9 protein-coding genes are annotated in these 13,082 nt (G+C 36.7%); all 9 read left to right on the top strand.

Features of this window, described 5'->3' with window-relative positions; all coding sequences use genetic code 11:
- Positions 1-923: 923 nt before the first annotated feature.
- The 9 genes from L8106_RS13700 to L8106_RS13660 all read left to right on the top strand — a co-directional run bounded on the left by L8106_RS13700 (position 924) and on the right by L8106_RS13660 (position 13,058).
- Entirely contained in the window at positions 924-1,943 is a 1,020-nt protein-coding gene (locus L8106_RS13700) for a glycosyltransferase family 2 protein (protein ID WP_009784919.1), read from the top strand.
- Positions 1,944-2,349: 406 nt separating this feature from the next.
- Positions 2,350-3,807 (top strand): NAD(P)/FAD-dependent oxidoreductase, encoded by a 1,458-nt coding sequence (locus L8106_RS13695; protein ID WP_009784918.1) that lies wholly within the window; start codon positions 2,350-2,352, stop codon positions 3,805-3,807.
- A 97-nt stretch (positions 3,808-3,904) separates the two neighbouring features.
- The gene (locus L8106_RS13690) at positions 3,905-4,828 is read left to right on the top strand and encodes a glycosyltransferase family 2 protein (RefSeq protein ID WP_050779120.1); all 924 of its coding nucleotides are present in this window, start codon (positions 3,905-3,907) and stop codon (positions 4,826-4,828) included.
- Between the two features lie 15 nt (positions 4,829-4,843).
- On the top strand, positions 4,844-6,142 hold the full coding sequence (locus L8106_RS13685) for a glycosyltransferase (RefSeq protein WP_009784916.1): 1,299 nt from the start codon (positions 4,844-4,846) through the stop codon (positions 6,140-6,142).
- 22 nt (positions 6,143-6,164) lie between these two features.
- Entirely contained in the window at positions 6,165-7,193 is a 1,029-nt protein-coding gene (locus L8106_RS13680; RefSeq protein ID WP_009784915.1) for a glycosyltransferase family 2 protein, read from the top strand.
- Between the two features lie 45 nt (positions 7,194-7,238).
- Positions 7,239-8,705, top strand: coding sequence for a lipopolysaccharide biosynthesis protein (locus tag L8106_RS13675; RefSeq protein ID WP_009784914.1), 1,467 nt, complete (start codon positions 7,239-7,241; stop codon positions 8,703-8,705).
- Between the two features lie 60 nt (positions 8,706-8,765).
- Positions 8,766-10,391, top strand: coding sequence for a hypothetical protein (locus L8106_RS13670; protein ID WP_039896284.1), 1,626 nt, complete (start codon positions 8,766-8,768; stop codon positions 10,389-10,391).
- Between the two features lie 60 nt (positions 10,392-10,451).
- Positions 10,452-12,071 (top strand): hypothetical protein, encoded by a 1,620-nt coding sequence (locus tag L8106_RS13665; RefSeq protein WP_050779119.1) that lies wholly within the window; start codon positions 10,452-10,454, stop codon positions 12,069-12,071.
- Positions 12,072-12,131: 60 nt separating this feature from the next.
- Positions 12,132-13,058 carry a glycosyltransferase family 2 protein gene (locus L8106_RS13660; RefSeq protein ID WP_156803673.1) on the top strand — a complete coding sequence of 309 codons (927 nt, stop codon included), beginning with the start codon at positions 12,132-12,134 and terminating at the stop codon, positions 13,056-13,058.
- The last annotated feature ends 24 nt before the right edge of the window (positions 13,059-13,082 follow it).

Genomic DNA, 13,082 nt, shown 5'->3' with positions numbered 1-13,082 from the left:
CTTGCGGTCAGACCCCGGCGAGGTTTCCTCGCTTAGGGAACGCTGACCAAGAGAGGGGGTTTCCCCCATGAGCAACTTTGCAATCTTAGGGAACAGTAGACTGTGAAGGAGTTTTAGGATTTAGAAATGACAATCATGTATTCACGTAGTGCTATAGCAATGCTAAATGAGTCATGATGATCAATCAGCCTGAAACCCAGGCACAGTAAGGCTCCAATATTACAACCTATTTAGGATTGCTATATATATATAAGGTGTACTAAAGTCAGCACCCCTGAGTTACAAGCATCGCTGTACGCGATCATCAGACAAAAATTTGATGAGTGAGGTTCACGGGAAGACAGTAAGTGTGAGGTGTAGTATTCTTTTTTCAATTTGATATAGGGACTACATTATCGACAAGTATTAATCGTCACAACAGCCAAATTAATCAAGCTGGGTTTAAAATCTCCTTAGTGGGTGATAGTCTCACCCCAATCTCTGTAATTTTAAGGCTGAGTCAGTACAATTTTTCTTTTTTCTTATCCGATACCATTTTATATAAAGTTAACTTAATCCAAAAAGCCACTCAAAATCTTACCTCATGAGGAAGTGTTGTCATTCACTCAGGTCAATAGTTTGAACAAACTCTGAGTTAATCATAAATTAGACCAAAAATTGTTCGATTTAACGAATTAATGAACGGATATTAGTCACGGGTCGCATCAATTTTTATTAAAACGAACTCTCTGCCTATTGGCAAAATTGTCAAGAATTCTAAGGCTCAACTGGATAAAAACCCTGGCTTTACAAAACCTTTATAACTTGTTTGTTGTTTTTACAAAAGCTTTACTCACTTCTCTATCTTTAGACTGATTTTTTTCACAATTTTGTTTAAGATGATAGAAGAGAAAAAGAAACCAAAGATCACCCTCAAAGCAACTATGATCAATAACTGTTCAGCTCCTAAGCCAACGATATCAGTTATTATTCCTGTCTATAATGGCGGCGAAAAATTTCAGCGATGTCTTCAAAGTTTGGCAAAAACTTCACTCAATGCAGAGGAAGTGATTGTAGTAGCTGATGGAGATACAGATGGTTCTTGGTTGCTCGCTGAGAACTTTGGAGCAAAAGTAATTCGACTCCCCAAAGCAGGAGGCCCTGCAAGAGCGCGTAATCTCGGGGCTGAAGCTGCAAAAGGTGATATTCTGTTCTTTATAGACGCAGATGTAGAAATCTATCCGGATACGATTGAAAAGGTCGTCAATGTGTTTACAAATGAGCCGGATTTATCAGCTCTAATTGGTTCCTACGATGATGCACCGGGAGCAGATAACTTTCTCTCCCAATACCGAAATTTATTTCATCACTATACTCACCAAATCAGTCAAGAAGAAGCATCTACATTTTGGGGAGCTTGTGGTGCCGTTCGTAAAGAGGTTTTCTTGGAAGTTGGAGGTTTTGACGAAAAATATCGTCTTCCTTGCATTGAAGATATTGAACTCGGCTATCGACTTAAGAAAGCAGGTTATAGTATTGGCTTACGGAAAAGTATTCTAGTTAAACATCTGAAAGAATGGCGACCGATTTCCATGGTAAAAGCAGACTTTTTCTGTCGCGCATTACCTTGGACTGCTTTGATTCTACGCGATCGCCAGTTAAATAATGACTTGAACTTACAATACTCCAATCGGATTAGTGTTGTCTTAGTTTATGCTAAGATTGGTGCATTATTGGCAACACCTTGGTTATCTCAAACTTCGATCATTGCCTGTCTCTTAGCCTTAGCGTTTGTGGTTTTAAATGCACCAGTTTATCAATTTTTTCATCACAAACGAGGCTGGTTTTTTACCCTTCGAGCTTTGCCTTGGCACTGGCTGTACTATTTTTATAGTGGGTTAGCGTTTGCAATTGGTTTCGTTCGTCATTGGTTTCAAGTACAACTCACTTATCGCAAAGCATAAAGCGTGAATGATATTTTTTGTGATCATCGACTCAGCAGTTTTTCAAACTCGCTCAAGACAATATCACTACAATTTGTTTTGTGATCGATTCAGCAGCTTTTGAAACTTGCTCAAGATAATATCACTAAATTAAGACTTTTGATCTTTACATCAAGTGAGATTTATTCTGGGTTGATAAAATGTTGATGAAATCAAGAAATAATTGATATTTTTTGAAGTTATTTCTCGCAAATTTTTTCTTTTGTGCGAAATTCTGTACTCAGCATCCTATAAAATTACAGAGTTCTCCGAAGACTGCTGAAAACGAATATCTGTTAAAATCTAAACTCATCGGAGTTCAACCTTTTTAGCAGACACATATTTCGGCTCTCAATTCCTGCAAAAATTACGTCATCAGAGGTTACAAATGCTACATCACCCCGTTGTCATTATCGGAGCTGGTCCTGCTGGTTTAACTGCGGCTTATGAACTCACGAAGCGTGGAGTATATCCTCACGTCTTAGAAGCAGCAAGTCAAGTGGGAGGAATTTCTAGAACGGAAGTATATAAAGGATATCGCTTTGATATCGGTGGTCATCGTTTTTTTACTAAAGTAGATGTTGTTAATCAATTATGGCAAGAAGTTTTGGGAGACGAGTTTATTCAAGTTCCTCGACTGTCTCGCATCTATTACCAGAACAAATTTTATGACTATCCACTATCGATTTACAATACACTCTTAAATCTAGGTGTAATTGAAAGCTCGTTAATTTTGATGAGTTATTTAAAAGCAAAAGTCAAAGCCAAATTACAACCCGATCTAGAAGCGGAAACCTTTGAAGAATGGGTTACAGATAGCTTTGGAAGTCGGCTTTATCGAACATTCTTCAAAACCTACACCGAGAAAGTTTGGGGAATTCCCTGCAACAAAATTGAAGCCGAATGGGCAGCTCAACGGATTAAAGGTTTATCTCTGAAAAAAGCAGTCATCAATGCTTTATTTGGCAGTAATGATACCAAAACTTTAATCAAAAAATTTGACTATCCAATTTACGGCCCGGGTATGATGTGGGAACGTTTCCAACAAAAAGTAGATGAAAAAGGCGGTCAAGTTTCCCTCAATACTCGGGTGATGAATGTTAAGCGAGAAGGTTATCATATTACCGAAATAACGGCTTATCAAGACGGTCAAGAAATGACAATCACAGGCGATAATTTTATTTCCAGTATGCCTGTCACTGCATTGGTTAATCGACTTGATCCTTTGCCTCCTGATGAAGTTCTACACGCTGCAAAATCTCTGTCTTATCGAGACTTTTTAATTGTTGCTTTGATTATTGATCAGCCTAAACTATTTCCTGATAATTGGATTTATATTCATAGTCCAGAAGTTAAAGTGGGTCGAATCCAAAACTTTAAAAACTGGAGTCCGGCGATGGTCCCTGATCAAACAAAAACCTGTTTGGGTTTAGAATATTTCTGTACAGAAGGCGATGAAATTTGGAAGTTGTCAGACACCGAACTTTTAGATTTAGCAACTCGAGAAATAGAAAAGCTAGGTTTAGCAAAAGCCAGTCAAGTAGAGGATGGAACAATTCTCCGTCAACCCAAAGCTTACCCCGTTTATGACCGAGACTATCGCCGTCATTTACAAGTCATTCAAGATTATTTATCACAGTTTGACAACTTACAAACCATTGGTCGTAACGGAATGCACCGTTATAATAACCAAGACCATTCGATGTTAACTGGACTGTTGGCTGCACAAAATTTACTCGGCGACAATCACGATCTTTGGAATGTTAACACAGAGCGTTCCTATCACGAAGAATTTACTAAAGAAGAATGGAAAGGTCGTGAAAAACCTGAATTAGTAATGAAATAAAATTAATGAGTTGATGGGGTTAATATTTCGATAATTCCCATTAACTCTTTATCTGTTTGCTTTCTCTGGTAAAAGCCTTAGCTAAAATTTCCTGGAAATGGAACATTCATCTAGACCTTTCGTGTCCGTAATTGTTCCTGTTTATAATGATACGGAACGCTTAAAACACTGTTTAAAAGCACTGGATCAGCAGACCTATCCTCAAAGCTGTTATGAAGTGATTGTAGTGGATAATGGTTCTGATCCGGCTGAAAAAGTAGACCGTGTTGTAGCTTTGTTTAATCAAGCGTTTTGTATCAATGAAAGCACTCCAGGTTCCTACGCCGCTCGAAATCACGGAATATCGGTTGCCAAAGGGGAAATTATTGCTTTCACTGATGCTGATTGTATTCCGGCTTTAGATTGGCTCGAACAGGGTGTAACGAATTTGCAAAAGGTTCTAAATTGTGGATTAGTTGTAGGAAAAATAGAGATTTTCTTTCAAAATTCTGATAAAATCACACCAGTTGAACTCTATGAAAGTATTACAGCTTTTCCCCAAAAAGAACTTTTAGAAAAATATCGATATGGAGCCGGAGGAAATTTATTTACTTGGAAAAAAGTCATAGAAAAGGTTGGTGTTTTTGATGCAACATTGAAATCAAGTGGAGATGTCGAATGGTGTCGGCGAGTTTTTGATCAGGGCTATCAGCAAATCTATGCGGAGGAGAGTTGTGTTCAGCATCCCGCTAGGACATCTTGGCGAGAATTGTATAAAAGAACAATTCGGCTCGTAGGAGGAATCTATGATTTACAGCAAAAGAAAAACCTGAGAAATTTTCCGAAAAACCTCATTTTTATCTCCTTGTTGGTGAAAAATTTAATTCCGCCTTTGAACTTTGTCATCAATACATTTTTAGATGAACGATTGACAAGTCTCAAACATAAACTTCAGGTTTCCCTAGTAATGTTTGTTGTACGGTATATCAGCGCTTGGGAAATTCTCAGACTGAGGTTTGGAGGATTATCTGCCCGAGAGTAATATCGATTAAAAACCATGAAAATTGCATTTATAGTCGGTCATTTTCCGCAGTTGTCGGAAACCTTTATTATCAATCAAGTTATAGGTTTAATTGATCGAGGTCATCAGGTTGATATTTACTCGAGTTCTCTTGGTGATACAACTAAAACTCATCCGGCGATCGCTAAGTACAATCTGCTTGAACACACCTATTACTTTCCTGAAATTCCTGAAAATATTCTCTGGCGAGTAATGAAAGGAATCGGATTACTACTCACTCAGGGCCATCAAGAACCCGGGCGTTTTCTCGATGCTTTAAATTTTTTCAAATACGGTCAGCAAGCTCTTTCTCTGTGGTTGCTTTACACGATTATTCCCAAATTTGATCGCCAGTATGATATTATTCATTGTCAATTTGGAACTCAAAGTTATCGAGGAATGTCGTTTCGGACAATTAATGCTCCAAATGCTCGATTAGTCACAACGTTTCGAGGAGATGATATTAGTCGATTTGTGCAGGAAAGAGGCCAAAAAGTTTACCAGAAATTATTCAAGACGGGCAACTTATTTTTGGCAAACTGCGAATTCTTTAAACGTCGAGTTGTAGAGCTAGGGTGTGATGAAAGTCAAGTATTTGTACATCGTTCCGGTCTAGATTGTCGTCGATTTCCTTTTACTCCTCGTTCATATCCAGCCGATGGAAAAATTCGGATTGTTACAACAGGTCGGCTGGTGGAAAAAAAAGGAATTGAATATAGTATTCGAGCGGTAGCCCAACAAGCTTTAGTCAACCCCAATTTAGAGTATAATATTATCGGAGATGGCATTTTAAGGGAAAGCTTACAAAAATTAGTGGACGACTTAAATGCCAGTAATTTCATTCATTTATTAGGTTGGAAAGATGAAGATGAAATCATCGAAATCCTCAATCAATCCCATATTTTTATGGCTCCGAGTGTCACAGCGGCTGATGGAAATCAAGATGCTCCCGTCAATGTTTTAAAAGAAGCGATGGCGATGGGTTTACCTGTAATTAGTACCTATCATGGAGGAATTCCAGAGTTAGTAGAAGATGGAGTTACAGGTTTCTTAGTTCCTGAACGAGATGTAGATACTCTAGCTGAAAAACTCGGTATTCTGGTGAAGAATTCGCAATTATGGCTAGAGATGGGAAAAGCTGGACGAACCTATGTTGAAGAACACTACGATCTCAACAAACTGAATGATATTTTAGTCGAACTATACCGAAAAAGTTTGACATCGGGTTGTCAGAATAAGAACTTAAATGTTCAGATTCCACCGTCAGTTAAGAGTATAACTCAATCATCACTTTAATCATTTTACAGAGGTTATCGAAATGGAAAACTTATCAATAAAAACCGAACCCCAAGTGACAATTGTTGCTGTTCCTCGCGAACGGTTTAGCTGCACCCGTGAGTCCCTAGAAAGCATCTATGAACACACAAAGATACCGTTTGAATTAGTCTATATTGATGGAAATTCTCCCAAACATATTCGAGCTTACTTGCAAGAAAAAGCTGAAGCGAAAGGCTTTAAAATCCTACGAACCGATTATTATCTATCTCCCAACCAAGCAAGAAATATAGGTTTAGCTGAAGTTCATACAAAATATTTAGTCTTCATTGATAACGATGTTGTTGTCACACCCGGTTGGTTAACTCAGTTAATAGAATGCGCCGAAGAAACAGATGCGACAGTTGTCGGCCCTCTCATGTGTCAAGAAAGACCCTTGCATGAAATTGTTCACTGTGCGGGCGGAGATTCTCATATTTGGGTTGATAAAACGGGTCGGCGACGGTTTCGAGAAAAGATGTGTTTGCAAGGTAAACGGGTGAGCGAAGTTCGCGATCGCTTAAAACGCCAAGAAACGGAGTTAGCCGAGTTTCATTGTACATTAATTCGCCGCTCTATCTTTGACGAAATCGGTTTTCTAGACGAAGCCATACTGAATACAAAAGAACATTTAGACTTTTGTATGTTGGTTCGTCAAGCGGTCGGAACAGTCTACTTTGAACCCGATTCTATTGTCACTTATGTACCCGGCCCTCCACTAGAATTTAGTGATTTACATTACTATATGTTGCGCTGGAGTGATGCTTGGCAATTGGCAAGTTTGCACCGTTTGCGAGAGAAATGGAATCTGGCTGAGGATGAGTATTTCAAAACTAAATACAAAAAGGTCGGATGGCGACGATACGGCACTATTATTGTCCCCTTAGTTTTGCGTTTAACTTGGGGTATGGGAAGTGATCTTTTAGCTAGAATTATTGGCAAAATCGACCATATATTTATTAATCGCTTCTTGACTACCCGCCATGCTCATCAGCAACGGAAACTTCATCAATCAATGTCAACTAACCCTTAAACCAATTAAGGTATTCTTGGGATGGGAAAATCCTAAAGCTTAAATATGAGCATTAAACAGAAGGCAATTCAAGGTGTTGTTTGGTCTGTCATACAAAATTGGGGAAGTCAGGCAGGTTCGCTAATTGTATTTTTAATACTAGCTCGCTTGCTAACTCCAGAAGCCTTCGGTTTAATTGGTCTAGCGAATGTTTTTTTGGCGTTCATGCGAATCTTTCTAGAACAAGGATTTTCCCAAGCCTTAATTCAACGTCAGGAAATTGAGCCGGAAGAACTAGACACGGCTTTTTGGACTCATGTGGTGAGTGGCTTACTACTGACAATTATTAGCTTTTTATTGTCGGGATTTATTGCAGGTATTTTTGATCAACCAAAGCTAATACCTATCATCCAATGTTTCTCATTTTTGTTTTTCTTTAAATCTCTAAGTCATGTTCATAAAGCAATTTTAAGCCGGGAATTTGCGTTTAAAGTCATGGCAGTTCGGACAATTATCGGTATTACCATCGGTGGAATTGTGGGAATTGTCATGGCTTTATCTGGGTTTGGAGTTTGGAGTCTGGTCAGTCAGCAATTTATATATGAAGCGGTAGAAGTTTTTATTATTTGGGGTGCAATTGACTGGCGACCAAAACTGAGATTTTCTTTCAAGCATTTGCGAAGTTTGTTAAGCTTTGGCTCGAATATCCTAGCTTTAAAATTTCTAAGTTTTTTTAACAAGCGAACGGACAATTTACTCATTGGTTACTTTTTAGGAGAAGTGGCATTAGGATATTATATGATTGCTTTTCGGGTTTTAGAAGTGATGAATCAACTTTTAATTAGTACAACCAAACAGGTGGCATTGCCAACTTTTTCTCGGCTACAAACCGAACCTGAGCGCTTTCGACAAGCATTCTATAAAGTTACTCTATTCACGAGCTTAATTGCTTTTCCGACCTTTTTAGGAATGATCATTTTCACTCCCGAATTAGTCTTAGTGCTATTTGGAGAACAATGGCTACCTTCAGTTCCTGTGATGCAAATTCTAGCTTTCGCTGGAATTATTAATGCTATTTCTTTTTTTAATAGTTCTGTATTTATAGCTATGGGTAAACCTTCTTGGAAGTTGAAAGTGAGTTTACTTAATGCAATATTGAACTTTATCGCTTGTTTACTAGCAGTAAAATCGGGAATTGTTGCAGTCGCTGCCGCCTATGTGATAAGTAGTTACTTGGGTTTTCCGGTTAGTCAGTGGGCAATTAGTAAGCTCATTCATATTCCTGTGCGTACCTATTTGAAACAATTTATTAGTCCAGCAATTTGTTCATTAATTATGATTTTTGGAATTGTAACTTTTAAATATTTTCTGATTAATTTAGTTGATGAAAAGATATTAATCATTCTTGGTACAGCAATAGGAATAGTAATATATGGATTGTCTGTTAGAGTTTTATATCCTCCGATCTTTGAAGATTTACTTAAGATAGTAGAGATGATTAAATCTCCCTCTAAAAAGCTCTCAAAAAGTTAAAATTAAGTCAACTTAGTTATAATAAATAGTATAGGGCATCAAATTCTACACGCTCACATTATGTCACAATTAAACTTACCGATAAAAATAGACTTCAGCTTCTCTAAAAACCAAGCTTTAATCGAAAATAGTATCATTATTGCTTTTCTTCTTTTCGGCTTGGTGGGTATTCTTCACCACGAAATGTGGCGGGATGAATTTCAAGCTTGGTTACTGGCTAGAGATAGTGCATCCCTGATAGAACTTTTTCACAATATGCAGTATGAAGGACATCCGGGTTTATGGCATCTCTGTCTATATGGGTTAAGCCGAATTACCCACAATCCTTTAATTATGCAGATTTTTCATCTATCTGTATCGGTTATCATTGTTTCTTTAATCGTCAAATTTTCTCCCTTTTCTCCTTTACATAAATTTTTACTCAGCTTTGGATATTACTTTTTTTATGAATATACAATTATCAGCAGAAACTACAACTTAGGAATATTATTTATTTTCCTATTTTGTATTATTTATTTAAAAAATAAGGTCAAACCTATATTAATTGCTACAGTATTAGCATTAATGGCAAATGCCAATGTTTTTGCTTTCATTCTTAGTTTTGCATTTGCATTGACTTTAATTGACAATTTTTATTCTCAGATTAAAGCAAATAAATTTAACAAGCAAAAATTTTTGACAAGTTTATTGATTTTATTTTCCGGTTGGGGGCTTTCATTATTACAAATTATTCGGCTCTCAATTTCCCAAGAACAAGTTATTCGCCCTATAAAATCTTCTGCAAAACCGATTCAATCTAGTGTAAGTTTCTTCCAAGAAATTAAGCTTGCAGGTAGTACATTTACAGACATCTGGAGAAGTTATGTACCTATTCCATTTCACCTAAATAATGAATTTTGGAATAGTAACATTCTGATTGATAATAGCATGAACACTCCCACTATAGCGGATATATCATTAAATACAATGATTGCAGCCTTAGCTTCTTTGGCTATCCTACTGATTAGTATTAAACTTTTATGTCAAAATCGGCTAATACTAACAATTTATTTGCTAGGAACAGCTAGTATTTTAACTTTTAACTATTTGATTTTTAGAGGAGAAATGAGGCATCAAGGTCATCTTTTTATTTTATTTATAGCCTGTCTCTGGATCTTAAAAAAACTGTTATTAAATAAATACAAATTTACTTATAAACAACAATTTATAAATCAATTTATAACTGTCATTCTTTCGATTCACTTACTGGCAGGTGTTCATGCCTATAGTGTTGATTTATTATATCCTTTTTCTGTGGGTCGAGAAACCGCTCAGTATATACAAGAAAATGATCTGGATCATTTAATCATAGTCGGTCAAAAAGACACTCAAGCAGCCGTTATATCTGGCTATCTTGGTCAACAAATTTATTATCCAGAGAGGGGAGAATTTGGGAGTTTTTGGACTGTTCAAACTAAGATGAAAGATATAAAAATGATTGCAGGACTCATCCGTGATCACCCCAATGACACTTTACTGGTTTTAACTTATAAACTAAAATCCGATTCTGTTTTCCCACCGGATATTAATATTACTGAACTGAAACACTTTGTAAAACCCACCATAGAAACTTACGAAAGCTCATTCTACATCTATATAGCTAGAGAGATAGAACCCAATCTAGACAACCAAAATTCAGATCAATAGATTATATATTTTAAAAGTAAAAATTTCTCTATCAATAAAACTCGCAAAACCTTAAAACCGATGTCACAATTAAACTTACCGATAAAAATAGACTTCAGCTTCTCTAAAAACCAAGCTTTAATCGAAAATAGTATCATTATTGCTTTTCTTCTTTTCGGCTTGGTGGGTATTCTTCACCACGAAATGTGGCGGGATGAATTTCAAGCTTGGTTACTGGCTAGAGATAGTGCATCCCTGATAGAACTTTTTCACAATATGCAGTATGAAGGACATCCGGGTTTATGGCATCTCTGTCTATATGGGTTAAGCCGAATTACCCACAATCCTTTAATTATGCAGATTTTTCATCTATCTGTATCGGTTATCATTGTTTCTTTAATCGTCAAATTTTCTCCCTTTTCTCCTTTACATAAATTTTTACTCAGCTTTGGATATTACTTTTTTTATGAATATACAATTATCAGCAGAAACTACAACTTAGGAATATTATTTATTTTCCTATTTTGTATTATTTATTTAAAAAATAAGGTCAAACCTATATTAATTGCTACAGTATTAGCATTAATGGCAAATGCCAATGTTTTTGCTTTCATTCTTAGTTTTGCATTTGCATTGACTTTAATTGACAATTTTTATTCTCAGATTAAAGCAAATAAATTTAACAAGCAAAAATTTTTGACAAGTTTATTGATTTTATTTTCCGGTTGGGGGCTTTCATTATTACAAATTATTCGGCCTTTGATTTCACAAGAACAACTCATTCGCCCCATGCAATCTTCTGGCGAACAGATTCAATCTAGTCAGAGTTTATTGCAAGAATTGACAATTTTAGGGAAAATAGTTACAGATATATGGAGAAGTTATGTTCCTATCCCATACCAATTAAATAATAATTTTTGGAATACTAATATCCTCATTCACGGCAACATTTTTCCGACTGTAGGGGGTATATCATTAGGGGTGTTTATTGCAGCTTTAGGTTCTTTTATTCTTCTACTCATTGCTATTAAAATTTTAGCTTCAAAACGGTTAATATTAACCCTTTATCTGTTTGGAACGGTTAGTATTATGGCTTTTAGCTACCTCATTTTTCACGGGGTTATGAGACACCGAGGTCATCTCTTTATTTTATTAATTGCCTGCTTATGGATACTCAAAAAAGAGTTGATAAAACAGCACAACTTAACTTCTCAACAAATAGCTGAAAGTCGATTCAGAAATCAATTTTTAACGGTCATTCTTTCCTTTCATTTACTCGCAGGTATTCATGCCTATAGTATAGATTTATTTTATCCTTTTTCCGTTGGTCGAGAAACAGCCCAATATATTCAAGATAACAATCTTGATGAGTTAACAATAGTCGGTCAAAGAGACAGACAAGCATCTGTTATATCTGGCTATCTTGGTCAACAAATTTATTATCCAGAGACAGGAGAATTTGGGAGTTTTTGGACTGTTCAAACTAAGATGAAAGATATAAAAATGATTGAAGGACTCATCCGTGATAACCCCAATGAAACTTTATTGGTTCTAACTTATCAACTGGAATCTGATTCTGTTTTCCCTCCCGACATTAAAATCACTGAACTAAATCGCTTTGTTAAGTCCACGATAGAACCGTTTGAAAAATCGTTCTATATCTATACTGCTAAAGAGGTAGAATCCAATCTAGAAAACTAAAATGATCCGATAAAAGTAACTAATTTTGTTGTAAAATAATATTAAAATAGTCAGATAAAAATGATGAATCAGCCTTTTTTCTCCATCGTAATTCCGACCTATAACCGCCCAGATAGACTCCAGAACTGTCTTCAGTCAATTACTCATCTCGACTATCCTCGCGATCGCTTTGAAGTCATCGTAGTTGATGATGGTAGTCAAGTCTCTCTCGAACCCATTGTTACTCCTTTTCGTCAACAAATTGAGATCACTTTCATCACCCAACCGAATGCAGGCCCCGCTTCTGCACGTAATACGGGGGCGGCTCAAGCCAGGGGAAAATTTATTGTTTTTACCGATGATGACTGTCAACCCAAACCCAATTGGTTAAACAGTTTAGAGACTCAATTTACTCTGACTCCAGATAGCCTATTAGGAGGTAAAACACTAAACGCCTTGCCCGAAAATTTGTATTCAACCGCCAGTCAATTACTGATAGATTATCTGTACGAATATTATAATACTGACCGCGAACAAGCCAGCTTTTTTGCGTCTAATAACTTTGCGCTTTCTAGAGATGGTTTTCATCAAGTCGGACGGTTTGACACTACATTTCCCCTCGCTGCCGGGGAAGATCGGGAATTTTGCGATCGCTGGTTATATCAAGGTTATCAAATGGTTGCTGTCCCCGATGCTCAAATTTATCATGCTCACAAGTTAACATTACGCAGCTTTTGGCGACAACATTTCAACTATGGTCGAGGTGCTTTTCACTTTCATCAATTACGTTCTAAAAGAGGAATCGGAGAAATTAAAGTTGAACCTTTATCTTTTTACTTTAAGTTGCTGAGTTATCCCTTTTTCCAACCCGAGCATCATCAACCCCGATTAATCCTTTCTGCACTGTTTTTTGTCTCGCAAGTTGCCAATGTTTTAGGCTTTTTCCGAGAACGCATAAATTCCAAATCAAAAGTTAATCCTTCTCCACTTTCCGTTGAAAGCCATTGATTTCGTCTGGACAGATTGGAGATA

The organism is Lyngbya sp. PCC 8106 (genome assembly GCF_000169095.1).
In the GTDB taxonomy this organism is placed as follows: domain Bacteria; phylum Cyanobacteriota; class Cyanobacteriia; order Cyanobacteriales; family Microcoleaceae; genus Capilliphycus.
This window is presented reverse-complemented; position numbering and strand designations above follow the sequence as displayed.